Below are 23,676 nucleotides of genomic sequence, written 5' to 3'. Positions count from 1 at the left end.
GGCGATGAGCGCGAGCAACTACCTGCCACCGTTCACTCCGGAGGAGCGCGTCGCGATCTCGGGGGACCAGGCGCCGCGGAAGTCCGTCGACCCGGGGGTGGTCGTTTCCGACCCCGAGGTGACGTACGCGGACTTCCTCGGCGACGAGGTCGACGCCGCCGGGGTCGACGAGCTCGCCGGGGCCGACGACTGAGGAACCGCGACGCCCGCACGCCGCGTCCGGGCCGGCGCACATCGGCGCGGCGGCCCGTGCGCCGGATCAGGGAACGCACGGACCGCCACCGAAGCGCCGTGGCCGGCCGTTCAGGGATGACCGACCACGGCGCGCTCAGATCACCCGCACGAAGACGGCGCGGATGATGGGCACGTACACAAAGACGTCCCGAGTGGGCGATTCGTCACGCAGGAACCCGAAACCGATCCGGAAGGCCGACTCCTGACCGAGGACCAGCCGCTCTCGTCGCTGTCAGACGGCTCGCTCGTCGAGCGGTCCGCGGACGGCGACACCGCAGCGTTCGGCGTGCTCATCCGCCGGTACGGCCCGCTCATGCGCGCCTACGCCGCCCGGATCCTCGGGTACGGCGACGGCGAGGCCGACGACGCCGTGCAAGAAGCATCGCTGCAGGCGTGGCAGCGCATCGACCGCGTCGAGGACCCGGACCGCGTGCGCTCGTGGCTCTTCCGGATCGCCGCGAACAAGGCCCTCGACCGGCTCCGTCGACGCCACCCGCACCTCGACCTCGAGGCCGTTCCAGAGGTCGGCGACGAGCGTCCGGTCGACGAGGTGGTCATCACGCGCATGCAGGTGGACGAACTCGCCCGCATCGCGCAGAACCTGCCGGATGCGCAGCGTGCAGTCTGGGTGATGCGCGAGGTCGGCGGTGCGTCCTACGCCGAGATCGCCGAGGAGACCGGGATGTCGACCACGGCGGTCAGGGGTGCGCTCGCGCGGGCCCGACGCACGGTGCTCGAGCAGATGGAGGGGTGGCGATGAACGACGACGACGTCGACGACCGGTACGGTGCCTTCACGCTCGACGAGCTCTCCGACTACCTGGACTCCGGCGCGGACCCGGTCCGCGAGGACATCGAAGGCGACCCCGACGCCGCCCGGGCGCTCCAGCGACTCCGCGCCCTGCGGGAGGCCTCGAGCGACCTCCTCGCGTCGGACGTGCGAGCGGCCCACGGCGCGGACGAGGCCTGGATCACCGGGGTGCTCGCGACCATCAGGACGACCGCGCACGCGGGGCGGGACATCCCCGTCCCGGACGACGACCCGGACTCGACGCTCGTCGTCACCGAGGGTGCGCTCCGCGGTCTGGTCCGCCGACTCGGCGACTCGGTACCCGGCGTGCTCGTCCGCCGGACGCGCTTCACCGGTGACGTCGGGACCCCCGGCACACCGATCGACGTCGAAGTCACGATCGCGGTCACGGCCGACGCGCCGGTGCGTGAGCGCGCCGATGCGCTCCGCACACTGGTGGCCGCGGCGCTCGCGGACCACGCGCCCTTCCCGGTGCACGCGCTCACGGTCCGCGTGGCGGACGTCCTCACCCCAGGGAGGCCCTCGTGAACACCGACACCCGCACGCTGTCCCGGATCGCGACCGAAGCGGTCCTCGCGGTCGACGGCGTCCGCTCCGTCATCCCGCCGGGCCCGAGCCTCGCCGTGCTCGTGCGCGACGTCCGGTCGGTCCTCGACCTGCCGCGGGACGGCGGCGCCGTGCTCGTCGACGACCGTGCAGATCGGGTGCGGGTGCGCGCCGTGGTCACGATCGACGCCGGACGTCCGGCGGCCGCGAGTCTCCGGGCGGCGCGGGACGCGATCGTCGCGTGCCTGGCCGACGTCGTGGGTCAGCGTCGGACGGACGTGACGGTCCGGGTGGTCGAGATCACCTGAGCGCGAGGCAGCCGGGTGATCGGTCAGGCTGCTGGTGCGGGCCCGTCCGCGGGTTCGGCGTCGTCCGCCACGGGGAGGTCCTCGTCGATGAGTTCGTCCTCGGACGGCTCGACGACCTCGGCCGCCGCTGCCTTGGCCGCATCGATCGTGTCCTGCGACTCGCGCAGCAGTCGGTCGTCTCCGGTGGGTGCCTGCTCACTCATGGCGCCGACGTTACGCGGGAGCGCCTGAACCGGTCTCCCGGCGTGGGCGCTGCGGCGGCTCGAAGTCGACCGCCGAGGTCGGCGCGGGCGACGTCGGCATCGCCGGTGCGGCCGGGGCGCCGTAGGCATCGGCGGCGTCGAGCACCGCACGGGTGGCAGCAGCGGCCGTCCGGAGCGCGTCCGCGATCGGGAGCGCGCGGTGCGCCGGGGTCCGGACCTCGACGCCCCACGGGTCGTCGTAGCCGAGTTCGCGGACGACACGGATGAACCCGGGGATGTCCCACGCTCCGGCACCGGGCAGGTACCGGCCGTCGCGGGACTCGTCGGCGAGCGTCATCCCGCTCGGGGTGGACAGCAGACCGTCGCTCAGTTCGACCGCCGCCAGGGTCGACGGCATCACGCCCTGGCGGATGGACGCCAGCGTGGAGCCGCCGCGGAGCGCGTGCATGGCGTCGAGCAGCAGGCCTCCGGCACCGGCGGCGGTGATGAACCGCGACGCCCGCTCGACGGTGGGCAGGTTCGACCACGGTTCGGGCTCCAGCACGAGCTGTGCACCGACCCCCTCGGCCTGCCGGGCGAGCACGGCCCAGTCCTCGAGCATCGCGGCGGGCGACACACCGGGCAGCGTGACGTCCGCCCGGGCGACGACCTGCCACGCCCGGAGGGACGCGGCGGCCTCGAGCAGCACGCCGCGGTCGGCGTCCTCACCCGTCGTGCGGCTCGTGCACGTCCACCAGTTCCCGAGGGTCCCGAGCTGTACCCAGACGATGCCGGCGTCGTCGAGCATCCGACGGAGCCGGGCGAACCCGATCGTGGCCCGGACCTCGTGCAGGTCGTCGAGGGCGAGGGAGATCCCCGCGAACCCGGCGTCCCCGACGGCGCGGACGCGCGCGTCGACGGGTTCGTCGCCGTCCCATGTCCAGGACGTGGCGAGCAAGTCGTGTTCCAGCACGTCGCACCTCGAATCCGGCAGCCCGGCGGTGGTCGTCCCCGACGTCCACCGTCCCCGCCCAGTGATGTCGACGCCGGGTTCCCGCACGGCGTCAGGCTCAGTGGTACTCCCCGAGGCTCGGAACGGTCCCAGCGCTCCGAAACACCCGCGTCATCTGGCGCGGCTGCGCACGTGCCGCATCACACGATGCGCGTGGTGACCCGCCCGACGCCCGCGATGGTGCCCTCGAGCAGGGCGCCACGGTCGATGCGGCCGACCCCGTCCGGTGTCCCGGTCATCACGAGGTCCCCCGGCTCGAGTCGGACGAACCGGGAGAGCGACGCGATGACCTCGGCGACGGACCAGATCTGGTCGGCGAGGTCGCCCGCCTGCCGGAGCTCGCCGTCGACGCGGAGCTCGACGGCCCCGGCCGCGGGGTCGACCGCTGCTGCGGGGACGACGGTGCCGATCGGTGCGGAGGCGTCGAACCCCTTCGCCATGTCCCACGGACGCCCGAGCCGCTTGGCCTCCGCCTGCAGGTCACGCCGGGTGAGGTCGAGTCCGACGGCGTAGCCCCAGACGTGGTCGAGCGCCTGCGCGGGAGCGATGTCCGCTCCGCCGGTGCCGATCGCCACGACGAGCTCGACCTCGTGTTCGAGGCGGTCGGTCTCGGTCGGGTAGGGGGTGTCCGCGCCGTCGGTCACGATCGCGTCCGCGGGCTTCGTGAAGAAGAACGGCGGCTCGCGGTCCGGGTCGTGCCCCATCTCCCGCGCGTGCGCGGCGTAGTTCCGTCCGACGCAGAACACGCGCCGGACGGGGAAGCGCCCGCCGGAGGACGTCGGGAGGGTCGGGACGGGCGGGGCCGGGATCACGAGGTCGGACACGGCTCCAGCGTGCCACGTCGGCCCGATCAGTCCGCGAACGACGCTTCTTCCCGCAGTTTCCGGGCTCGGGCGCGCTCCTGTCGCTCGCGCCACTCGATCCGGAGCTGCCGCAGCTCTTCTTCGTCCCCGCGAGCGCGCTTGATCGGCCCGTAATGCGGGTCCGCCATCAGGGCCGGAGTCGTGAACTCGAGCACGTCGAGCCATCGCTTGAACGCCTTGTCACTCGCCTCCGAGATCATCACCGCTCCTGTTCTTCGTCGTCCGTTCCGCCGTGTACTCGCGCCGTTCGAGCTCCTCGAGCACCCACTGGTCGTCACGCGTGATCCACTTGCGTGTGGTGAGCGCATGCACCATCAGCATCGCCGCGTCGCGGCGTTCCGCGTTCGCTGAGGTCGTCCGGTCGGCGACCCAGGACCAACGCTGCCACCAGAGATCGCGATGGGACAAGGTCTCGGTATTTCGCCGGGCTGCGCGCCCTTCGAGCACCGTGACGACCGTGGCCGCGACCGCGCCGCAGGCGCTGACCACCGAGACGAGTGCGCTCGTCCAACCGATCCAGGTGCCGTCCATGCCGACCATCGTGCGTCCCGAGGCGAGCCCCGGGACGGACCGACGGCCGACCTGTGGACGGCGAGCCGAGCTTCCAGGCTGTGGACGGATGCCTCAGCGCCCCGGCGCAGCGCCCTCCGTCTCGCCCTCGCCCGGGTCCCCGCCCGTCCCACCCGAGGCGGGCTCGTCCTGCGGCCACCCCGAGAACTCCCACCCCGCGACGGAGGGTGGTCCTCCCCGTTCGCGTAGGCGTACACCCGCGCGGCGTCGCGCGCCTCGGTGAGCCGGTCGAGCAGCGACGCGAACCGGTCCGACCCGTCCGCCACCCGGGTCAGGGCGTCGTGCGCGAGCGCGAACCGGTCCATCTCGTTCCGGATGAGCATGTCGAACGGCGACGTGGTCGTGCCCCGTTCGAGGAACCCGTGCACGTGCAGGTCGTCGTGCCCGTGCCGACGGTAGGTCAGCTGGTGCACGAGCGACGGGTACCCGTGGAACGCGAAGACGGCGGGGGTACCGGGCAGGAAGAGCTCGTCGTAGCGCTCGTCCGAGACCGGGTGCGAGTGCTTCCGGGTGTCCCCGAGCGCCAGCAGGTCGACGACGTTCACGACCCGCACCCCGACGTCCGGCGCGTGCTGCCGGATGATGTCGGCCGCCGCCACGGTCTCGACGGTCGGTACGTCGCCGGCGCTGACGAGCACCACGTCGGCGCGCCCGACGGACGCCTCGGTGCCGGCCCAGTCCCACACGCCGAGCCCCGCGGAAGCGTGGGCGACGGCGTCCTCCAGCGAGAGGAACACCGGCTCCGGGTGCTTGCCGGCGACGATGACCTCGATGCGGTCGGTCGTCTCCATGGCGTGCTCGGCGACCGCGAGCAACGTGTTCGCGTCGGCGGGCAGCTTGATCCGGACGAAGTCCTGCTGCTTCGACGCGACCACGTCCAGGAAGCCCGGGTCCTGGTGCGAGAAGCCGTTGTGGTCCTGCCGCCACACGTGCGACGAGAGCAGGATCGTCAGGTTCGAGACGGGCGCGCGCCAGTCGATGTCGGCCGACGACTCCAGCCACTTGGCGTACTGCCCGACCATCGAGTCGATGATGTGCGCGAACGCCTCGTACGTGTTGAGGACGCCGTGGCGACCGGAGAGCACGTAGCCCTCGAGCATCCCCTCGAGCAGGTGCTCGGACAGGATCTCGATCACGCGTCCGGTGGGTGCGATGTGTTCGTCGTCCGGACTGTTCGCCGCGCGCCAGACCCGGTTCGTGACGTCGAACACCGCGTCGAGCTTGTTCGACACGGTCTCGTCCGGCCCGAACAGCCGGAAGGACGAGGGGTTCTGCGCGGTGAGCGCCGCCACCCACGGTCCGAGCGTGCCGGTGGCCGAGGCCGTCGTGCCGGGATCGACCGCGTACGAGGACAGCCCCGGTCGGTCGAGCGCCGTCCGGATCCGGCCGCCGTTCGCGTGCGGCGTCGCGCTCATCCGCTTGTCGCCGACCGGCCGGATGCCCTCGAGCAGCCCGACGCCCTCGCCGTCCTCGGAGAACAGCTCCGCCGGCCGGTACGACTCCATCCACGACTGCAGCTGCGCGCGGTGCTCGTCGTTCTCGCGCACGGCCGGCAGCGGGACCTGGTGCGCGCGGAACGTGCCCTCGACGCGCTCGCCGTCGACCTCCTTCGGGCCGGTCCAGCCCTTCGGGGTCCGCAGGATGATCATCGGCCACCGCGGTCGGAGGTCCGACGCGCCGGCCATCTCCCCGGCGGCGGCGCGCGCCGCCTGGCCCCTGGCGGCGGCCTGGATGTCGTCGATCGTCGCGAGCGCCCGCCGGAGTGCACCGTCGAACAGCGCGTGCACGGCGAAGGGGTCGTCGTCGACGCGTGCGGAGTCCACGACGATCGGGTCGTACCCGAGGCCGCGGAAGTACGCGGTGAGGTCCTCGCCGGGGATCCGTGCCAGGACGGTCGGGTTCGCGATCTTCCACCCGTTGAGGTTGAGGATCGGCAGCACCGCGCCGTCGGCGACGGGGTCGATGAACGTGTGCGCCTGCCACGAGCCGGCGAGCGGGCCGGTCTCGGCCTCACCGTCGCCGACCACGCAGGTGACGACGAGGTCGGGGTTGTCGAGTGCCGCCCCGTACGCGTGCGCGAGGGAGTAGCCGAGCTCGCCGCCCTCGTTGATCGAGCCGGGCGTCTCCGGCGCAGCGTGCGACGGGATGCCGCCGGGGAACGAGAACTGCCGGAAGAACTGCTGCAGGGTCGTGCCGGGGTAGAGCTCCTGCCACGTGCCGTCGAGCCACGCGTTCGCGTTCATCGCCGGGCCGCCGTGTCCGGGGCCGCAGACGTAGAGCATGTCCCGGTCGGACGAGCTGATCAGCGCGTTGCAGTGCGCGTACACGAGGTTGAGCGCGGGGGAGGTGCCCCAGTGTCCGAGCAGCCGCGGCTTGACGTCGGCGGGCTCGATCGGGCGGGACAGCAGCGGGTTCTCCATCAGGTAGATCTGCCCGACGGTGAGGTAGTTCGCGGCGCGCCACCACGCGTCGATCGCGCGGATCCGGTCGGTCGTCGCCAGGTGCTCAGGAGCCATGCCCCCACGGTACGGATGCGGGAGCCGGAAGGAATCCAGAAACTCGTCCAATCCGTTCGGGGAGGGGTGCCGAATCATCTGCACAGGGCAAATGCCCAGGGCGCTCTCCGGTCGAACACGGCCGGTGCTCGGCGTACGCACAGGAGCGTGCCGGAGGAGCCCACCACAGCAAAGGATCAGTCCCCATGCGCAAGTTCACCAAGACCACGGTCTCCCTCGCCGCTGCCGGCGCGATCATCCTCGGCGGTGCCGGGTTCGGCGTCTCGGCCGCGCAGGCCTCGACCCCGACGATCCACACCGTCGCGTCCTCGTCCTCGAAGATCCCGGCCCCGGTCGCATCGGTGCCCGAGGTCCTCGGCGGCAACACCTCCGTCGCCCTCGACTCCGGCTTCACCGACGCCCTCACCGCCCTGAAGCTCACCCCCGGCGTGTCCGGCTCCGCGAAGCTCGCCGACGGCGCCGTGTCCTTCCCGATCACCGCCGGGAGCGTCACGTACTGGAACCCCAAGGGCGACTACCGTCCCTACGTGCAGGGCCTGCTGGACCACAACGGTTCGGGTCTGACCCTCAAGGCCGGCGACACCACGGTCACGCTGGAGAACTTCGTCGTGAACCCGGGCTCGTCCAAGCTCTACGGTGACGTCCTGGTCAACGGCCAGGTCGCCGCGGCCAACGCGTACCTGTTCTCCCTGCACGGTGGCACCCTCAAGCCGCTCCAGCTCGAGGGCGACAACGCGATCCTGACCGGCACCACCGTGCACGTCTCCAGCGACGCCGCGAAGCTGCTCAACAGCACCTTCAAGACCGACGCCGTCAAGGCCGGCCTGCTCGTCGGGACCGCCACCATCACCGCCCAGATCAAGTAACACCCCCGCACCACAGCACCACACACGAGAACGCCGCCCCCGACACGGGGGCGGCGTTCTCCGTCTGCCTGCGGCGCGGCCGGGAGGCCCGGGTCGGCTCAGCCGCGCCGGCGCCACCAGCGACGTGGCCGGGACTCGAGCCGCAGCGCGTCCGCAGCGCGCGCTGCGGACGCCAGCCGGGCCTCCCGTCGCTCGTGCCACGCCGCGATCTCGACGTCGACGTCCCGGAGGGGCGTGACGACGGGCGGCCCACCGAGGAGTTGCCGACGGGCCTCCTTCACGCGGGCGTTGAAGTCGACGAGGACGTCGCGGACGTCGTCCTCGCGGGAGAGCGCGTCGAGTGCGTCGTCCAGTCCGGCGTCCTCGGTGCGGAGTGCGAGCGCGGGCGGGGCGATGCCCCGGATGTCCTCACGCTCGATCTTCGACTTGATCCACCAGTCCGGGTCGTGCTGCCCGTCGTTCCCCGGGAGCGGCTTGCCGTGGTACGGGTTGCCCTCGAAGACGCCCCGGCGCTCGGCTTCCTCGATCTGCGCCCGGGCGTGCGCCGCCACGTCGGCCGCCTTGAGCAGCCGTCGTTCCTCGCGGACCTCGTCGGGGTCGAGCGAACCGCGTTCGATCTCGCTGTCGACGAGTTGCTGGTAGCGGTAGCGGGCGGCCCTCCTGAGGCGGTCCATGCGTGCGTCGATGTCGTTCATCGTCGTTCCATGATGCGCCGTGCACCATCAGTCCGTCGAGAGCTCCTCGACGGTCAGCGCTGCCTGGATGAGTGCCAGGTGCGACAGGCCCTGCGGGATGTTCCCCATGAAGTCGCCGTCCTCGCTGAGCATCTCGCTGAAGAGCCCGACGTCGTTCGCCTGGTCGACCATGTCGTCCATCAGCGCGCGGGCGTCGTCGACCCGGCCGATGCGGGCGAGTGCCGCGGCGAGCCAGAACGAGCAGGCCACGAACGGCGACTCCTCGTCCTCGATGCCCGAGTACCGGTACACGAGCGGCCCGCGCTGCAACTGCGCCCGGATCGCGTCGATCGTCGCGGCCATCCGCGGACCGCGGTCGAAGCCGGACATCGCGTGGATCAGGATCGAGGTGTCGAGCGCGTCCGTCTCCGGGTGCATCACGTAGTGGCCGAGCTCCTCGTTCCACCCGTGCTCGGCGACCCAGTCCGCGATGAGGGTCCGGTTCTTGTCCCACATGTCGCGGGAGCCGTCGATCATCCCGGCGTCGTGCAGTTCGATGGCGGCGTCGAGGGCCTGCCAGCAGCCGATCTTGCTCGTCGTGTAGTGCTGCGTGTCCTCGAGCTCCCACATGCCGGCGTCCGGCTTCTCCCACTGCTTGCAGGCGTCGTCGGCGAGGCCCTCGAGAACCGCGGCCGTCTTCCGGTCGAGCACGTTGCCCTGCTGGACGTACTGGCGCATGATCTCGAAGACGTCCCCCCAGACGCCGAGCTGGAGCTGGTCGGACGCGCGGTTCCCCTCGGTGACCGGCCCGATCCCGTTCCACCCGGGGACGTCGCGCTCGACGACCTCGTTGCTGACGTCACCCTCGAGCGTGTAGAAGATCGGCATGTCGTCGTCGTGCTTCGCGATCGTGCGCATCACCCACGACACCGCGGCGTGCGTCTCCTCGCGGAGGCCGAACCGGCCGAGGGCGTGCACCGTGTACGACAGGTCGCGGACCCAGGCGAACCGGTAGTCCCAGTTCTTCCCGCCGGTCCGGTCCTCCGGCAGGCTCGTCGTCGGCGCCGCCGCGATCGCACCCGTCGGCGAGAAGATCAGGAGCTTCAGCGCGAGGGCGCTCCGCTGCACCGCGTCCGCCCACGGGCCGTCGTAGGAGAACTCCTTCGACCAGGTCGCCCAGTTCTCGATCGACCGGTCGATGCCCCGCATCGTGAGCTCCGGCTCGGGCAGGAAGATCGGCTCGTCGAGCGTGCCGACGATCGTCAGGATCCCCTTCGACCCCTCTGTCGTCGAGAAGCGGCCGGAGAACCGGGGTCCGTCCTCGTGCACGGGGTCGAAGCCCTGCTCGACGATGGCGATGGTGACACCGTCGACACCGATCACCGAGCCGTTGACCGTGTCGAGGCGCTTCGGCTCCGCGGTGCCCAGCAGGGTGCCGGGCACGACCGCCCACTCGAGCTCGACCGTCCCGGTGACGCCCTGCACGCAGCGCCCGATCTCCGCCCACGGCAGCCGGCCCGCGACACCGGTCACCATCGCGTCCGTCACGGTGCAGCTGCCCGTCGACGTGGTCCACGTGGTGACGAGCACGTTCGTCCCAGGGACGTACTCGCGGGTGGCCGTCGCGTCGTGGTCGACGGGGCGGAGTGCGACGTGGCCGCCGTTCTCGGCGTCCAGGATGCTGGCGAACACCGGCGGCGAGTCCATCGACGGGATCGGGAGCCAGTCGATCCGGCCGTCCTGCGCGATCAGGGCCACGGTGCGCCCGTCCCCGATCGCCGCGTAGGAGCGCAGCGGTGCGTACCCGTCGGTCCGCTCGGCGGTCTCGTCCACGTCGGGGGTGTCTCGGGTGCGTTGCGACATGCACCCATCGTGCCCGCGTCCGCTCAGGACCCGCCGCGCGCGCCGTACCCCGCGGGCGCACCCCGGACACGCGCAGGGGTCTCGGGCACGCTCGAGTGCATGAGTGACACCGCCGAAGAGGCTGCCCGCGAGACCGGACGACAGGCGCGCCGCGCGGCGGACAGCCGCTGGTTCGAGGTCACGGCCCGCGCCGGCTTCGTCGGCAGCGGGGTCGTGCACCTGCTCATCGGCTACCTGGCGATCCTGCTCGGCATCGGGAACGCGGCCGCCGGCAGTGGTTCGCAGGGATCGCAGTCCGGCGAGACCGACCAGTCCGGGGCGCTGGCGCAGCTCGCGGCCGTGCCCGGCGGGGTCGTCCTGCTCTGGGTCGTCGCGGTCGGCACCGCGGCGCTCTGCATCCGGCTCGTCGTCGAGGCGGTCGTCGGCGGCCGGACGGACAGCGCGCGGGCCTGGCTGAACCGCGCGAAGAACGCCGGCAAGGCGGTCGTCTACGGCGTGATCGCGTACTCCGCCGGGTCGTACGCGCTCGGTGCCGGGAAGAGCTCGAGCGGGTCGACGCGCAGCCTGGCCGCGAAGACGCTCGCGACGCCCGGCGGGGTCTTCGTGCTCCTCCTCGCCGCCGGCATCGCGATCGCGATCGGGGTGGGCCTGGTCGTGATCGGGCTGCGTCGGTCGTACCGGAAGCAGCTCGTCACACCGCCGAAGGCCGTCGAGCGCCCGCTGACCGTCGTCGCCGTGGTCGGCTACGTGGCGAAGGGCGTGGCGGTGACCATCGTCGGCGTGCTCATCGCCGTCGCGGCGTTCCGGAGCGACCCCGACCAGGCGACCGGGCTCGACGGGGCGTTCGACGCGCTGCGCTCGATGCCCGGCGGGGCCGTCGTGCTGGTCGCGATCGGCATCGGGTTCCTGGCCTTCGGCGTCTACAGCTTCGTCCGCGCGAAGTACGCCCGGATCTGACCCCGCGGCTGAGTGGTGCGGGAGCCGTGCCCGGTAGACCTGGACCATGACGACGAGCGCCACCACCGGTCCGGTCCGCGTGTTCTCCGACGCCGGGGCGGTCCTGGTCGAGAGCATCGTGTGGGACCCCGAGCAGCACGTGCTGCGCTGGGCCGACATCACCCTCGGCACCCTGAACACCACCGACGCCCACGGCCGCTCGCTCAGCACGGTCCCGCTGCCCCCGCCGCTCGCGAGCTTCCAGCCCCGCGCCCGCGGCGGATTCGTCGCCGCCCTCGGCGACCGCATCGTGGTCACGGGCCCGGACGGCGCGGACCCGACGACGATCGCGACGGTCGAGCACCGGGTGGCCGGGCTCCGGTTCAATGAGGGCAAGTGCGACCCGTTCGGCCGGTTCCTGGTCGGCAGCATGAACCTGACGACGGGGGAGCCGGACGCCGCGCTGTACTCGGTCGAACCGGACGGCACGACGCGCCTGCTGCGCGGCGGGTTCGGCGTCACGAACGGCATCGAGTGGTCGCCCGACGGGGACGTGATGTACGTCACCGACACGAGCGCGTCGACGGTCTTCCGTGCCTCCTACGGCGCGGACGGGGTGCTCGGCGAACTCGAGCCCTTCCTGGTCGGGGCCGCGCACGACGGACTCGTCCGCGACGACGAGGGCTGCTTCTGGGGCGCGATCTACGGCGCCGGACGGGTCGAGCGCTACGACGCCGCGGGAGCGCACCTGGAGACCGTCGAGCTCCCCGCACCGAACACCACGTCGGTCGCGTTCGGTGGCGACGACATGAGCACGCTCTTCATCGGGACCGCCCGCGAGAACCTCACCGAGGAGCAGCTCGTCGAGCACCCGCACTCCGGCGCGGTGTTCGCCGTGCCGACCCGGGTGCACGGCTTCCCTGCGAACACGTTCGGCGGCTGAGCCGGGCGGGTCCCACGATCGGGGGACACCCGCGGTACGCTGGGCGATCCCGCGAGACCCGAGGAGACACCCGTGAACCAGGAGACCCCGCGCCACGCCGATGCGCTGGAGCACGCGGAGAGCGCCGACGTCGTGGTCAAGGTGGACCGGATCCCGGTCGACGGCACGAACGTCCGCGTCAGCTCCATCGGGGACGTCGGTGAGCGGCCGTTCCTGCTGGTCGCCGGCCTCGGCATCGCCTCGACGTACTACGAGCGGCTGGCCCCGAACCTCAACGAGTTCGGACCCGTCCGGGCGCTCGACCTCCCCGGGTTCGCCGGCGTGCCGAAGTTCCGGGGCGCCGTCTCGATCGAGCGCTACGCGGACGCCGTCGAGCACGTGATCCAGGAACTCGGGCTCGACAACCCGGTGCTCGTCGGCCACTCGATGGGGACCCAGGTCGTCACCGAGGTCGCGGCGCGGCACCCGGAGTACACCGACCTCGTCCTGATCAGCCCCGTCATCGACTCGACGGCACGGACCATGAGCGAGTCCGCGGTCCGCTTCGTCCGCTCGGCGGTCCACGAGCCCTCGGCGGTGCGCTGGCACGCCGTCACCGCGTACGCCCTCTGCGGTTGGCACTGGTTCCGCAAGGTGCTCCCGAAGATGGTCGCGTTCCCGATCGAGCAGCGCGCCCCGCACGTGCAGGCCCGTGTGCTGATCGTCCGCGGCGAGCACGACGCGCTCGTGCCGCGGGACTGGATCCGCCGGCTGGCCCGGGTGTTCCCGCACGCCGTCCTCCGGGAGGTCGTCGGCGGCGCGCACTCCGTCATGCACGCCCAGGCCGACGCGGTCGCGAAGCTCGCCGTGGCACACGTCCGTGGTGACCTCACCGACCGCGGGGTCTCGTCCCTGCAGCGCGTGCGGGACGACTCGACCGCCTCGGACCTCTCCCGGCTGAGCCCGGGTGACGCCTGGCTCGTGGTGCGGGCGCGTGTCAAGGAGCTGTTCGGGATGGCGAAGGGCGACGACGAGGTGCTCGAAGCGGGCAAGTCCGCGCACGCCCTCGCGATGGCGGACGACGCCGACGCACCCGTCGCCCCGCACGTCCGCCAGGAGATCGTCGAGGCGGTCGCGCCCGAGCTGAACCGGGACCGTCCACACGCACAGGACGAGCGCAAGGCCGGCTGACGGCGACGGCCTGGAGGCCCGGTGCCGGTCCGTCGGACCGGCACCGGGCCTCCAGGCCGTTGCGCCGAGCGTGCCGCGGCACGACCGTCAGGCCGTGATGCGGCCCGGCAGCATGTCGCGCGTCAGCGCGTGCGCCTCGGCGAGGACCTTGCGGGCCTCGTCGGTCTTGTCCCAGACGTTCCAGAGCAGCACGCCCCGCACCAGGTCGTCGTCGTCCAGGTAGTAGACGACGCCGGTGACGGTCGGCTCCTGCCAGTCCTCGACGGTCCGGAGCGAGGTGGACACGCGGCCGACGGCCTCGTAGCCCATGTCGAACACGTCCGAGTAGAACATCGGCGTGTGGTCGTAGGTCTCGTCGGCGTCGGCCAGGTTCCGGCCGGCCTGCCGGCCCTGCTGCTGCGCGTTGTCGACGTGCTCGACCCGACGGGTCCCGAGGATCCGGTCCGGGTACTCGGCGACGTCGCCCGCGGCGAACACCGAGGGGTCGTCGGTGACGAGCGTCGAGGAGACGACGATGCCGTCGTCCACGGCGAGTCCAGCCGCCGCGGCGAGTTCCGTCGCGGGTTCGATGCCGAGTCCGGCGACGACCGCGTCGGCCTCGATGACGGAGCCGTCGTCGAGGGTGAGGGTGACGCCGTCGGCGGTCTGCGAGCCGCCGGTGACGCGGCGACCGAGCCGGAGCTCGACGCCGTGGTCGACGAACCGCTGCTGGAAGGCCGCGGCGAGGTCCTCCGGGAACATCCGGCCGCCGACGACCTCGTCCGGGTCGACGAGCGTGACGCGGGCGCCGTTCTGCACGACGCCGGACGCGATCTCCGTGCCGATGTAGCTGCCGCCGACGACCACGATGTGCGCGCCCGCGTCGGCGAGCTCGCGCAGGCGGCGGTAGTCGGCGGCACTGCGGTAGTCGAGGACGCGGTCGGACGGGTCCAGACCGGGGAGTCCCCGCGGGTGGCCGCCCGTGGCGATGAGCAGCCGCTCGTAGCCGAACGTGCCGCCGTCGGACGTCGTCACGGTCTTGCCGTCCCGGTCGATCGAGACGACGCGGGTGCCGAGCACGAACTCGGCACCGGTCTCCTCGGTGTGCAGGTCGACCTTCTCGTCCCAGCTGAAGTCCGGGTCCGTCCAGAGCTTCTTGGACAGCGCCGGTCGGGCGTACGGGCGGTCGACGTCCTCGCTGATGATGCCGATCGAGCCGTCCGGGTCGATCTCCCGGACGCCTCGTGCGGCCGCGTCGGCGACCATCCCCCCGCCGATGACGAGGTAGCGGTAGTCGGTCATGGGGCGCCCTCCTAGATCGTGGCGACCGAGCCGGAGTCGACCCGGTAGTTCGAGCCGTTCACGAAGCTGGCGAGGTCGGAGCAGAGGAACGCGATGACGTTCGCCACCTCTTCCGGTTCGCCGCGACGCTTGAGCTCCATGTACGGGCGTTCCTCGTCGAGGAAGCTCGAGATCGCCTCGTCGAACGAGGTCCCGGTCTCCTTCGCCCGCTTCTTCATCATCGTGTCGGTCATCGGGGTGTGGATGAACGCCGGGCTGACGGTGTTCACCAGCAGCCCCTCCTTCGCGTAGGTCCGCGAGAGGCCCTTCGCGAACGAGAGCACCCCGGCCTTGGCGGCGCAGTAGGGGAGCTCGTCGTCGTACGGCTGCGAGGCGTCCTCGGAGACGAGGTAGACGATCCGACCCCAGCCGCCGTTCCGGAGGTCCGCGATGAACTCGCGGGTGATCCGGACCGGCCCCATCAGGTCGACGTCGATCGTCGACGCCCAGCCGTCCTCGTCGATCTCGTGGAACAGCCCCTGGGCGCCGGTGACGCCCGAGGACTGCACCAGGATGTCGATCTCCCCGACGGCGTCCCGCACCTGCCCGTGCAGCGACGCCAGGCTCTCGGCGCTCGTGACGTCGGCGGCGAAGGCGTGGAGCCTGCCGATCGGCGCCTCGAGCTGGTCGGCCGCGTTGTCGAGCTGCGCCTGGTCGATGTCGGTCACGACGACCGTCGCGCCCTCTGCCAGGAGGATGCGAGCGGTGTTCCAGCCGATGCCGGAGTCGGCGCCGAAGACGAGCGCGGTCTTGCCCTGGATCCCGAGGTCCACGTGGTGACCGTGCTACGCGTGGGCCGAGGCGTCGGCGACGGCGGGCGTCGTCGCGCTCGCGAGCGGCGTGCTCGGCGCGCGGTTCTCGGCGCTGACCATCCAGGCGAGCTGTTCGAGGCGCTCGATGAAGCCGTGCAGCAGGTCCGCCGTCGTCGGGTCTTCCTCGTCGACCTCGTCGTGCACGTCGCGCATGGTCCCGGTGGCCTGGTAGAGGCGCAGCGTGACCTGGTCGATCGCGTCGTGCGTGGTGATCTCGCCCTCGGGGAACTGGTCGAGGTGGCTCTGCGCCGCGACCGTCGACGAGCGTCCGTCCGGCACGGCGTACAGCGCGCGCATGCGCTCCGCGGTGTCGTCGGCGAACTCGCGCGCGGCGTCGACGATCTCGTCGAGCTGCAGGTGCAGGTCGCGGAAGTTCGTGCCGAGGATGTTCCAGTGCGCCTGCTTGCCCTGGACGTGCAGGTCGATGAGGTCCACGAGGACCGCCTGGAGGTTCTTGGCCATCTTGTCCGATGCGTGCATGAGTGGCTCCTTTCGCTTCGGTGACCCTTCCGGTCTACGCGCTGCGACAGGGTGCCTTCTCAGAGCAGGGCGCCGGGGATGTCCCCCGCACGGTGTCGGACCGTGTCAGTGCTGGTCGATCTCGTCGACGGCCTCGCGCATGTTCTCGAGGAAGAACGCCACGGTGCGGGCGTCGTCGGTCGAGAGGCCCTCGGCGATGGACATCATCCGACGGTGCATGACGCCGAGCGTGGCGCGGACCTCGTCGTCGGTCGCGGTGGTCGGCGTGATGACGAGGGCGCGGCGGTCGGTGGGGTGCGGGTCGCGCCGCACGTGGTTGCTCTTCACGAGACGGTCGATGAGGATCGTGGTCGACGCCGACGAGATCCCGAGGTGCGCGGCGAGGTCCTTGGGGCTGATCTTCCGCCCGGAGCGCTGCGCCTGGAGCAGGTAGCGCACGGCCAGCAGGTCCGTCTCGCCCATCCCCATCGAGTCGCGGGTCCGGCGGCGCATCGCGGTCTCGGCGGCACGGTAGCGGCGCAGCGCGTTCAGCACGGCGACCCCGCGCTGGGTCGCGTCGTCGTCCGGGAACCAGTACCCGGACGCCTCCGTGACCTCGTGCGCTGCCATGGGATTCAGGGTAACCCGTCTCGTTGCTAGACCGTCTAGGCAACGCACGGGATGCGGTCTCCCGCACCCACGAGACGGACTGGAGGCTCGGTGCCGGGCCGGCACCGAGCCTCCAGTCGGTGGGTGGTCGCGTCGCGACCGGGTGCTGCTCGGTTACGCGGCGGCGGGCTCCGAGGCGGCCGCGGCGAGCGCGTCGAGCGCGCCCTGGACCAGCTGGGTGACCTCGGCATCCTCGCGCGGGTGCGTCTCGGCGAAGCGGACGACCGACTGCGGGATCGCGACCTTGACGTCCTCGAGGACCTTCGCACCGGCGATGCCGGCGGCCTTGCGGGCGTCGTCGTGGGCCCAGACGCCGCCGTACTGGCCGAACGCCGAACCGATGACCGCGAGCGGCTTGCCGGAGAGCGGGGAGGCGCCGAACGGACGCGAGGCCCAGTCGAGCGCGTTCTTCAGCACGGCCGGGATGGTGCCGTTGTACTCGGGGGTGATGAGGAGCACGCCGTCGGCCTCGGCGAGGGCCGTGCGGAACGCGGTGGCCGCTGCGGGCGGGGTGTCGCCGTCGATGTCCTCGTTGTAGAAGGGCAGGTCGACGATGCCCTCGTACACCGAGAGCTCGAAGCCCTCCGGCGCGTGGTGGATGGCGGCTTCGGCGAGCTTGCGGTTGATGGAGCCGGCGCGGAGGCTGCCGACGAGGACGAGGACGTTCGTCATGGGGGACCTTTCGTTGCTGAACGGAATGGTTTCACCGACAACCAATGCAGCGGGAGCCCGCGTCATTCCCGCCGACCTGACGACGGGCGTGTCGGCGTGGATAGGTTGGGCCGGTGACCGAGCTCAGGACACCCACCAGCACCCCGCGCACCCCGGACCCGGACTGGTGGCGCCAGGCCGTCGTCTACCAGGTCTACCCGCGCAGCTTCGCCGACTCGAACGCCGACGGGCTCGGTGACGTCGCCGGCATCACGAGCCGGGTGCCGTACCTCGCCGCGCTCGGCGTCGACGCGATCTGGCTCTCGCCGTTCTACCCGTCGCCCCTCGCCGACGGCGGCTACGACGTCGCGGACTACCGGGACGTCGACCCGCGGCTCGGCACCCTGGCGGACTTCGACGCCCTGCTCCACGCGGCGCACGAGCACGACATCCGGGTGATCGTGGACGTCGTCCCGAACCACACCTCGGACCAGCACGAGTGGTTCCGGGCGGCGCTCGCCGCTGCTCCCGGGTCCGCGGAACGGGCGCGGTACGTCTTCCGCGAGGGGTCAGGACCGGACGGTGGACTCCCGCCGAGCGACTGGCGGTCGAACTTCGGCGGCAGCGCGTGGACCCGGGTGCCGGACGGCCAGTGGTACCTGCACCTCTTCGCCCCGGAGCAGCCGGACCTGGACTGGTCGAACCCGTCGGTCCGGAGCGACTTCGAGGACACCCTGCGCTTCTGGTCGGACCGCGGGGTGGACGGGTTCCGCGTGGACGTCGCGCACGGGCTCGCGAAGGACCTGTCCGAGCCCTACCGCCCCTCGAACGAGCACGCGCTGCCGCTCGACGGCTCCGACCCGCTGTACGACCGCGACGAGGTGCACGAGGTCTTCGCGTCCTGGCGCGCCGTCCTCGACGAGTACGACCCACCCCGTGCGGCGGTCGCCGAGGCCTGGGCGCCCGCACCCCGCCGCGTGCTCTACGCCCGACCGGCCGAGCTCGGGCAGGCGTTCAACTTCGACCTGCTCGAGGCGCCCTTCGAGGCCGACGCCGTCCGCACGATCATCGAGCGGAACCTGGCGATGTCCGCGGAGTCCGGGGCGTCGAGCACCTGGGTCCTGTCGAACCACGACGTCGTCCGGCACGCCACCCGGTACGGGCTGCCGGACGGCACGGACACCGACGCCTGGCTGATGACCGACGGGGTCTCGCCGGCACTCGACCGGGACCGCGGGCTCCGGCGTGCCCGTGCCGCGTCCCTGCTGCAGTTCGCGCTCCCCGGCTCGTCGTACGCGTACCAGGGTGAGGAACTCGGGCTGCACGAGGCGGCGGCGATCCCGCGCGACCTGCTGCAGGACCCGAAGTGGCTCCGGTCGGGGCACACCGTGAAGGGGCGCGACGGCTGCCGGGTGCCGATCCCGTGGACCACGTCGGGGCCGTCGTTCGGCTTCGGGGACGTGGCACCGCAGTTGCCGCAGCCCGCCGACTTCGGCGCGTCCTCGGTCGAGGCGGAGCAGGACGACCCCGCGTCGACGCTCTCCCTGTACCGGTCGGCGTTCGCCCTGCGACGCCGGCTGCAGCGGGGCGAGACCCTGACGTGGGTCGACGCCCCGGACGGCGTCGTCGGGTTCGCCCGGCACGACGGCTGGCGCTCGTACACGAACTTCGGCGTCGACCCGGTGCCGCTGCCCGCGGGCACGGTGCTGCTCGCGTCGGGTCCGCTCGGCGACGGCGTGCTGCCGGGGGAGACGACGGTCTGGGTCGCCTGACCGACGGCTCCTCCACAGCCCGGAGGCCGAGGGGCACCATCCCCAGATCGGCTCCGGCCCGCCCGGTGGTGACGTCCCGATCGCGACCATCGGGGCATGACAGATCCACGCACCCCTGCTCCTCTGCCCCGCCGTCGGCGCGTCCTGCGTCGCTCCGCCGCGGTGGCCACCGCCGTCGGCGCACTCGCGCTGCTCGCCGCCCCGGCGTTCGTCGCGCCGCCGCCGTCGGCGACCGCCGCTGACCTGGCCTTCCCGTACGACCAGCCGTTCACCTCCGCCGACGGCGGTGTCCTCAGCGGCGACGCCCGGATCCTCGACGGCCGGCTCCGCCTCACCGACGACGCCCGCAGCCAGGCCGGGTCGTGGGCGACGACCGACACGTTCCCCTCCACCGCCGGCCTCGAGATCGACTTCGACTACGCCATGTACTCGACGGGTGAGCGCGCCGGAGCGGACGGGCTGGTGCTCTACCTCGCCGACGGGACCTCGCCGGCCGGTGTCGGCGCGACCGGAGCCGGCCTCGGGTACACCTGCGTCACGCAGGCGACCCAGGGGCAGGGCGTGTGCGACGTCGCCGGCATCCCCGGCGGGTTCGCCGCGGTCGCCCTCGACCACTACGGCAACTTCTCGCAGCCGATCAACGAGAGCGGCCCTGGTCCCACCCCGGACTCCGTCGTGATCAGGGGGTCCGGCAACGGGACCGACGGCTACCGGTACGTCCGGGGCGCTCCGGCACCGGCCGGGGTCGTCTCGTCGGGCTCGACGCCACGGAGGGTCGCGGTCACGCTGCTCCCCGGCGCGGCCGGCGAGCTCGCGGTGACCGTCAGGATCGAGGCCGGTGGGGGCATGCGCACCGTGCTCGACCGCGTCCCGCTGCACGGCGACGGCCAGGCACCGCTGCCGCCGACGCTCCGCCTCGGCCTCGCCGGTGCCACGGGGTCCTTCTCCGAGGTGCACGAGATCGACTCCCTCCGTGTCCGGCAGCCCGCCGACCTGCGCGTCGAGCACGACGTGCCGCCGGTGGTCGCCGGGGAGCGGGTCAGCTACACGGTGACCGCGTCGAACGTCGGCGCCAACGACTCGACCCCGAGCCCGCTCACCGTCGACGTGCCCGACCAGCTGTCCGACGTCCGGTGGAGCACCGACGGTGCGAGCGGGACGGGGGACGTCACGACCGACCTGGCCCTGGACCGCGGCGCATCGGCGACCGTGACGATCGAGGGGCTGCTCGACCCCGAAGCCACCGGGGACCTGACGAGCACCGCGACGATCGGGACGGCACCGCACCTCGCCGACTCCGACGAGTCGGACAACACCTCCACCGCCACCACCCCGATCACGACGACCGCCGCGCTCGAGACGGACAAGTCGGTGTCGCCGGGGACCGGGGTGCAGCCGGGCCAGGCAGTCGAGTACACCGTGACCGCGCGGAACCGCGGCCCCTCGACGGCCCGGTCGGTGTCAGTGGTGGACGACCTGCCCGCCGCACTCACGTTCACCGACTCACCCGACGGCTGCACGGCCGACGGACAGCGCGTGACCTGCGGCGGGGACACGGACCTGGCTCCCGACGGCGCGCGGTCCTTCCGGTTCCACGCCGACCTCGACGCGGCGTACCGCGGCGACGGGTCCGACGTGGTGAACGTGGCGACGGCCGCGTCCCCGACCGACGCGGACGGCGGCGACCCCTCGCCCGGGGTCGACCTCGACGTCGTGGACCCGGACGCACCGGGCGACGGCTCGGACGACGCGGACGACGCCGACGCCGACGCCGACGCCCCGACACCGGGACCGACCCGGTCGGTCGTGCCCTCCGCCGCACCGGTCGCCGACCACGGCGGCGGTACCCCCGCGCGGGGCGGGGTCCTGGCGTACACCGGCGCGTCCGACCTGGGGCTCGTGGCCGCCATCGCAGGGGTGCTCACCGCGGCGGGCGGTGTCGGCTGGTGGGCCGTTCGCCGACGTGCCCGGGCCTCGGCGCACGACACGACGGCGGACTGAGGCCACCCGTCCCGACCTGCGCCGGCGGCAGCTCGCCCCGGCGCAGGTCGGAGCATCCTCAGTTCCGCAGGGGCCGTGCACGGACGGGGCACATCCCGGGCGGCGGTAGGATCGATCGTACGATCCGCATGCCCGAAAGAGGTCTCGTGTCCGACTCCGTCGCAGACGCACACCAGCGCGCGCGGTACTGGCCGATCCCCATCCTCCGGGCAGTCCCCGCCGCCGTCGTCGCGCTCGTCATCACCTTCTCGTCGAACCACGCCGCCGGGTACGGCCTGCTGCTGTTCGGCGTCTTCGCCGTCGTCGAGGGCGCGGTCCTCGGCATCGGCAGCGCCACCCGACTGCGCGAGGACGGCCGCTCGCGCCGCACCGCGCTCGTCCAGGCGGTCATCAGCGTGCTCGCCGGGATCGCGGCGGTGGCGTGCAACGGACTCGGACTGCCGGCGTTCATCACAGTGGTCGTCGCCTTCGCGGTCCTCACCGGAGCACTCGAGCTGACGCAGGGCATCCGCGCCCGCCGCCGGTCGCCGTTCGCCCGCGACTGGATGACCATCGGTGGCCTGACGCTGCTCCTGGCGGTCGCGTTCCTCGTGACACCGCCGGACTACTCGCAGCAGCTCGGCGGGATCGAACAGGTGCCGGGCACCCTGGACGCCTCGGTCGTCCTGGTCGGCCTGCTCGGCGCGTACCTCGCCATCACGGCGGTCTTCCACGTGATCGCCGGCCTCTCGCACAAGTGGGGGACGGCTGCTCCGGCGGCCTCCCCGGACGGAGCACCACACGCATGACCACCCCCAGCCGTCGTGACCGCCTGCGCCCGGTCGAGCTCCTCGGGATCTCCGCGATCATCGCGGTGTTCACCGGGCTCGTCGTGCTGCTGTCGACGCGTGAGGTCACGCTCGCACTGATCTTCCTCGGCATCGCCTTCATCGTGGTGGTCGTGGTACTGGCCATGCTCCAGCTCGCCTCCACGAGCGACCAGGACGACAACGACATGCTCGGCGGTCACAAGACCCCGGGCGACGGTGACGGCGACGGCTTCCACTGACGTCCGACGCCCGGTCCAGGGCGACCCGGAGCTCCCCACGCGGTACCGCCACCGGTACCTGATCCTCGCGGTCTGCTGCATGAGCCTGTTCATCGTCTCGATGGACGCCACGGTGGTGAACGTCGCACTGCCGTCGATCGGCCGCGAACTCCACTCGACCATCTCCGGCCTGCAGTGGACGATCGACGCCTACACGCTCGTGCTCGCCAGCCTGCTGATGCTCTCCGGCTCGACCGCCGACCGGATCGGCCGCCGCCGGACGTTCCAGATCGGGCTCGCGCTGTTCTCGGTGGGGTCGCTCCTCTGCTCCGTCGCACCGAGCGTCGGGTGGCTCGTGGTCTTCCGCATGGTCCAGGCCGTCGGCGGCTCGATGATGAACCCCGTCGCGATGTCGATCATCACGGCGACGTTCGACGACGCCAAGGAGCGCGCCCGGGCCGTCGGCGTCTGGGGTGCGGTCGTCGGGGTCTCGATGGGCGTCGGCCCGCTCGTCGGCGGCGCGCTGACCGACACCGTGGGCTGGCGCGCGATCTTCTGGATCAACGTGCCGATCGGCATCGCGGCGATCGTCCTCACGTTCCTGTTCGTCCCCGAGTCCCGCGCACCGAAGCCGCGGCGACTCGACCCGCTCGGGCAGGGCATCGTCATCGTGCTGCTCGCCACGCTGGTCGGCGGCCTGATCGAGGGCCCTCGTCTCGGGTGGGCGTCCGTCGGCACGCTCGGCCTGTTCGTCGTCGCCGCTGCCGCCCTCGTGCTGCTGGTCGTCGTCGAACGTCGGCGCGACGAGCCGCTCATCGACGTCCGCTTCTTCCGGAGCATCCCGTTCTCGTCCTCGGTGCTCACCGCCATCGTGGCGTTCGGGGCGAACGGCGCGTTCCTGTTCCTCAACGCGCTCTACCTGCAGGAAGTCCGTGGGATGTCGCCGTTCGAGGCCGGGCTCTGGACGCTGCCCGCCGCCCTCGCGACGATGCTCGTGTCGCCGCTGTCCGGGCGGCTGGTCGGGTCGGTCGGCACCCGGGTCCCGCTCGTCCTGGCCGGCATCGGCATCCTCGGCGCCGGACTCGTCCTCACCACGATCGACGCGCACACGCCGATGGGCGTCCTCGTCGCGGCCTTCGTCCTGTTCGGGTTCGGGTTCGGCATGGTGAACGCGCCGATCACGAACACCGCGGTGTCGGGCATGCCCCGCGCGCAGGCCGGGTCCGCCGCTGCCGTGGCCTCGACGAGCCGGCAGACCGGGGTCTCCCTCGGCGTCGCCCTCGCCGGGACGGTCACCGGCGCGAGTGCGGTGGCCAGCGTCGGCGCGGACTTCGCGGTGGCCACCCACGCGATGTGGTGGATCGTCGTCGGCATCGGGGCGTTCATCCTGGTGATCGGCTTCGTGTCGTCCTCCGCCGCCGCACACCGCTCGGTCGAACGCGTCGCCCCGCTCCTCGACGCCTGAGCCGCGT

26 protein-coding genes are annotated in these 23,676 nt (G+C 72.2%); 13 read left to right on the top strand and 13 right to left on the bottom strand.

All coding sequences use genetic code 11. The features are described from left to right. The first annotated feature begins 4 nt into the window (after positions 1-4). From ACIPJY_RS06350 to ACIPJY_RS06335, 4 genes are all read left to right on the top strand, one after another. Positions 5-193 carry a hypothetical protein gene (locus ACIPJY_RS06350; protein WP_400466493.1) on the top strand — a complete coding sequence of 63 codons (189 nt, stop codon included), beginning with the start codon at positions 5-7 and terminating at the stop codon, positions 191-193. Between the two features lie 243 nt (positions 194-436). After that, entirely contained in the window at positions 437-994 is a 558-nt protein-coding gene (locus tag ACIPJY_RS06345) for an RNA polymerase sigma factor (protein WP_400468163.1), read from the top strand. Then, a complete protein-coding gene (locus tag ACIPJY_RS06340; protein WP_400466496.1) occupies positions 991-1,572 on the top strand; it encodes a hypothetical protein in 582 nt (193 codons plus the stop codon). The genes ACIPJY_RS06345 and ACIPJY_RS06340 overlap by 4 nt, the downstream gene beginning before the upstream one ends. Then, on the top strand, positions 1,569-1,898 hold the full coding sequence (locus ACIPJY_RS06335; protein ID WP_400466499.1) for a hypothetical protein: 330 nt from the start codon (positions 1,569-1,571) through the stop codon (positions 1,896-1,898). Before ACIPJY_RS06340 ends, ACIPJY_RS06335 begins: the two co-directional genes overlap by 4 nt. Before the next feature lie 23 nt (positions 1,899-1,921). Here the strand turns inward: ACIPJY_RS06335 and ACIPJY_RS06330 are convergent, their stop codons facing one another. From ACIPJY_RS06330 to ACIPJY_RS06305, 6 genes are all read right to left on the bottom strand, one after another. Beyond that, positions 1,922-2,101 carry a hypothetical protein gene (locus tag ACIPJY_RS06330; protein ID WP_400466502.1) on the bottom strand — a complete coding sequence of 60 codons (180 nt, stop codon included), beginning with the start codon at positions 2,099-2,101 and terminating at the stop codon, positions 1,922-1,924. A gap of 10 nt (positions 2,102-2,111) precedes the next feature. Continuing rightward, on the bottom strand, positions 2,112-3,053 hold the full coding sequence (locus ACIPJY_RS06325) for a sugar phosphate isomerase/epimerase family protein (protein WP_400466505.1): 942 nt from the start codon (positions 3,051-3,053) through the stop codon (positions 2,112-2,114). Between the two features lie 179 nt (positions 3,054-3,232). Beyond that, complete coding sequence (locus tag ACIPJY_RS06320) at positions 3,233-3,916, bottom strand: fumarylacetoacetate hydrolase family protein (protein WP_400466508.1); 684 nt, start codon at positions 3,914-3,916, stop codon at positions 3,233-3,235. A gap of 26 nt (positions 3,917-3,942) precedes the next feature. Further along, on the bottom strand, positions 3,943-4,155 hold the full coding sequence (locus ACIPJY_RS06315) for a hypothetical protein (protein ID WP_400466510.1): 213 nt from the start codon (positions 4,153-4,155) through the stop codon (positions 3,943-3,945). After that, the gene (locus ACIPJY_RS06310) at positions 4,136-4,270 is read right to left on the bottom strand and encodes a hypothetical protein (protein WP_400466513.1); all 135 of its coding nucleotides are present in this window, start codon (positions 4,268-4,270) and stop codon (positions 4,136-4,138) included. The genes ACIPJY_RS06315 and ACIPJY_RS06310 overlap by 20 nt, the downstream gene beginning before the upstream one ends. Beyond that, positions 4,270-7,041: a phosphoketolase gene (locus ACIPJY_RS06305; protein WP_400466516.1), complete on the bottom strand. Its 2,772-nt coding sequence runs from the start codon at positions 7,039-7,041 to the stop codon at positions 4,270-4,272. The genes ACIPJY_RS06310 and ACIPJY_RS06305 overlap by 1 nt, the downstream gene beginning before the upstream one ends. A gap of 185 nt (positions 7,042-7,226) precedes the next feature. On the opposite strand from ACIPJY_RS06305, the gene ACIPJY_RS06300 reads away from it, so the two are divergent. Then, a complete protein-coding gene (locus ACIPJY_RS06300; protein ID WP_400468152.1) occupies positions 7,227-7,907 on the top strand; it encodes a hypothetical protein in 681 nt (226 codons plus the stop codon). 98 nt (positions 7,908-8,005) lie between these two features. Here ACIPJY_RS06300 and ACIPJY_RS06295 read toward each other — a convergent pair whose 3' ends face one another. Both ACIPJY_RS06295 and ACIPJY_RS06290 read right to left on the bottom strand, forming a co-directional pair. Next, on the bottom strand, positions 8,006-8,602 hold the full coding sequence (locus tag ACIPJY_RS06295; protein WP_400463819.1) for a DUF1992 domain-containing protein: 597 nt from the start codon (positions 8,600-8,602) through the stop codon (positions 8,006-8,008). A gap of 27 nt (positions 8,603-8,629) precedes the next feature. Beyond that, the gene (locus ACIPJY_RS06290; RefSeq protein WP_400463816.1) at positions 8,630-10,444 is read right to left on the bottom strand and encodes a glycoside hydrolase family 15 protein; all 1,815 of its coding nucleotides are present in this window, start codon (positions 10,442-10,444) and stop codon (positions 8,630-8,632) included. A gap of 99 nt (positions 10,445-10,543) precedes the next feature. Between ACIPJY_RS06290 and ACIPJY_RS06285 the strand changes: the two genes are divergently transcribed. The 3 genes from ACIPJY_RS06285 to ACIPJY_RS06275 all read left to right on the top strand — a co-directional run bounded on the left by ACIPJY_RS06285 (position 10,544) and on the right by ACIPJY_RS06275 (position 13,493). Beyond that, entirely contained in the window at positions 10,544-11,401 is an 858-nt protein-coding gene (locus tag ACIPJY_RS06285) for a DUF1206 domain-containing protein (RefSeq protein WP_400463813.1), read from the top strand. 46 nt (positions 11,402-11,447) lie between these two features. After that, positions 11,448-12,323: an SMP-30/gluconolactonase/LRE family protein gene (locus tag ACIPJY_RS06280; RefSeq protein ID WP_400463810.1), complete on the top strand. Its 876-nt coding sequence runs from the start codon at positions 11,448-11,450 to the stop codon at positions 12,321-12,323. A gap of 72 nt (positions 12,324-12,395) precedes the next feature. Continuing rightward, on the top strand, positions 12,396-13,493 hold the full coding sequence (locus ACIPJY_RS06275) for an alpha/beta fold hydrolase (RefSeq protein WP_400463807.1): 1,098 nt from the start codon (positions 12,396-12,398) through the stop codon (positions 13,491-13,493). 87 nt (positions 13,494-13,580) lie between these two features. Here ACIPJY_RS06275 and ACIPJY_RS06270 read toward each other — a convergent pair whose 3' ends face one another. The 5 genes from ACIPJY_RS06270 to ACIPJY_RS06250 form a co-directional block, all read right to left on the bottom strand. Beyond that, positions 13,581-14,774, bottom strand: a complete 1,194-nt coding sequence (locus ACIPJY_RS06270; protein ID WP_400463804.1) for an NAD(P)/FAD-dependent oxidoreductase — start codon at positions 14,772-14,774, stop codon at positions 13,581-13,583. 11 nt (positions 14,775-14,785) lie between these two features. Continuing rightward, positions 14,786-15,586, bottom strand: a complete 801-nt coding sequence (locus tag ACIPJY_RS06265; protein WP_400463801.1) for an SDR family NAD(P)-dependent oxidoreductase — start codon at positions 15,584-15,586, stop codon at positions 14,786-14,788. A gap of 12 nt (positions 15,587-15,598) precedes the next feature. Continuing rightward, entirely contained in the window at positions 15,599-16,105 is a 507-nt protein-coding gene (locus tag ACIPJY_RS06260) for a Dps family protein (protein ID WP_400463798.1), read from the bottom strand. 105 nt (positions 16,106-16,210) lie between these two features. Beyond that, positions 16,211-16,714, bottom strand: coding sequence for a MarR family winged helix-turn-helix transcriptional regulator (locus tag ACIPJY_RS06255; RefSeq protein WP_400463795.1), 504 nt, complete (start codon positions 16,712-16,714; stop codon positions 16,211-16,213). Between the two features lie 153 nt (positions 16,715-16,867). Further along, entirely contained in the window at positions 16,868-17,425 is a 558-nt protein-coding gene (locus ACIPJY_RS06250) for an NADPH-dependent FMN reductase (RefSeq protein WP_400463792.1), read from the bottom strand. 113 nt (positions 17,426-17,538) lie between these two features. On the opposite strand from ACIPJY_RS06250, the gene ACIPJY_RS06245 reads away from it, so the two are divergent. From ACIPJY_RS06245 to ACIPJY_RS06225, 5 genes are all read left to right on the top strand, one after another. Next, the gene (locus tag ACIPJY_RS06245) at positions 17,539-19,176 is read left to right on the top strand and encodes an alpha-amylase family glycosyl hydrolase (protein ID WP_400463789.1); all 1,638 of its coding nucleotides are present in this window, start codon (positions 17,539-17,541) and stop codon (positions 19,174-19,176) included. Positions 19,177-19,272: 96 nt separating this feature from the next. Beyond that, the gene (locus tag ACIPJY_RS06240; protein ID WP_400463786.1) at positions 19,273-21,177 is read left to right on the top strand and encodes a hypothetical protein; all 1,905 of its coding nucleotides are present in this window, start codon (positions 19,273-19,275) and stop codon (positions 21,175-21,177) included. Between the two features lie 146 nt (positions 21,178-21,323). After that, a complete protein-coding gene (locus ACIPJY_RS06235) occupies positions 21,324-21,965 on the top strand; it encodes a DUF308 domain-containing protein (protein WP_400468151.1) in 642 nt (213 codons plus the stop codon). Further along, positions 21,962-22,225 carry a hypothetical protein gene (locus tag ACIPJY_RS06230; RefSeq protein ID WP_400463780.1) on the top strand — a complete coding sequence of 88 codons (264 nt, stop codon included), beginning with the start codon at positions 21,962-21,964 and terminating at the stop codon, positions 22,223-22,225. The genes ACIPJY_RS06235 and ACIPJY_RS06230 overlap by 4 nt, the downstream gene beginning before the upstream one ends. Further along, positions 22,203-23,669 carry an MFS transporter gene (locus ACIPJY_RS06225; RefSeq protein WP_400463777.1) on the top strand — a complete coding sequence of 489 codons (1,467 nt, stop codon included), beginning with the start codon at positions 22,203-22,205 and terminating at the stop codon, positions 23,667-23,669. Before ACIPJY_RS06230 ends, ACIPJY_RS06225 begins: the two co-directional genes overlap by 23 nt. Positions 23,670-23,676: the final 7 nt, after the last annotated feature.

The organism is Curtobacterium sp. NPDC090223, assembly GCF_044746585.1.
Classification (GTDB): domain Bacteria; phylum Actinomycetota; class Actinomycetes; order Actinomycetales; family Microbacteriaceae; genus Curtobacterium.
This window is presented reverse-complemented; position numbering and strand designations above follow the sequence as displayed.

What these genes read in the sequence shown, in the direction of transcription:
- ACIPJY_RS06350 (WP_400466493.1), top strand. Translation starts at nt 5, where the DNA reads ATGAGCGCGAGCAACTACCTGCCACCGTTCACTCCGGAGGAGCGCGTC.
- ACIPJY_RS06340 (WP_400466496.1), top strand. Translation starts at nt 991, where the DNA reads ATGAACGACGACGACGTCGACGACCGGTACGGTGCCTTCACGCTCGAC.
- ACIPJY_RS06330 (WP_400466502.1), bottom strand. Translation starts at nt 2,101, where the DNA reads ATGAGTGAGCAGGCACCCACCGGAGACGACCGACTGCTGCGCGAGTCG.
- ACIPJY_RS06315 (WP_400466510.1), bottom strand. Translation starts at nt 4,155, where the DNA reads ATGATCTCGGAGGCGAGTGACAAGGCGTTCAAGCGATGGCTCGACGTG.
- ACIPJY_RS06310 (WP_400466513.1), bottom strand. Translation starts at nt 4,270, where the DNA reads ATGGTGCATGCGCTCACCACACGCAAGTGGATCACGCGTGACGACCAG.
- ACIPJY_RS06305 (WP_400466516.1), bottom strand. Translation starts at nt 7,041, where the DNA reads ATGGCTCCTGAGCACCTGGCGACGACCGACCGGATCCGCGCGATCGAC.
- ACIPJY_RS06300 (WP_400468152.1), top strand. Translation starts at nt 7,227, where the DNA reads ATGCGCAAGTTCACCAAGACCACGGTCTCCCTCGCCGCTGCCGGCGCG.
- ACIPJY_RS06295 (WP_400463819.1), bottom strand. Translation starts at nt 8,602, where the DNA reads ATGAACGACATCGACGCACGCATGGACCGCCTCAGGAGGGCCGCCCGC.
- ACIPJY_RS06290 (WP_400463816.1), bottom strand. Translation starts at nt 10,444, where the DNA reads ATGTCGCAACGCACCCGAGACACCCCCGACGTGGACGAGACCGCCGAG.
- ACIPJY_RS06285 (WP_400463813.1), top strand. Translation starts at nt 10,544, where the DNA reads ATGAGTGACACCGCCGAAGAGGCTGCCCGCGAGACCGGACGACAGGCG.
- ACIPJY_RS06280 (WP_400463810.1), top strand. Translation starts at nt 11,448, where the DNA reads ATGACGACGAGCGCCACCACCGGTCCGGTCCGCGTGTTCTCCGACGCC.
- ACIPJY_RS06270 (WP_400463804.1), bottom strand. Translation starts at nt 14,774, where the DNA reads ATGACCGACTACCGCTACCTCGTCATCGGCGGGGGGATGGTCGCCGAC.
- ACIPJY_RS06260 (WP_400463798.1), bottom strand. Translation starts at nt 16,105, where the DNA reads ATGCACGCATCGGACAAGATGGCCAAGAACCTCCAGGCGGTCCTCGTG.
- ACIPJY_RS06255 (WP_400463795.1), bottom strand. Translation starts at nt 16,714, where the DNA reads ATGGCAGCGCACGAGGTCACGGAGGCGTCCGGGTACTGGTTCCCGGAC.
- ACIPJY_RS06250 (WP_400463792.1), bottom strand. Translation starts at nt 17,425, where the DNA reads ATGACGAACGTCCTCGTCCTCGTCGGCAGCCTCCGCGCCGGCTCCATC.
- ACIPJY_RS06240 (WP_400463786.1), top strand. Translation starts at nt 19,273, where the DNA reads ATGACAGATCCACGCACCCCTGCTCCTCTGCCCCGCCGTCGGCGCGTC.
- ACIPJY_RS06230 (WP_400463780.1), top strand. Translation starts at nt 21,962, where the DNA reads ATGACCACCCCCAGCCGTCGTGACCGCCTGCGCCCGGTCGAGCTCCTC.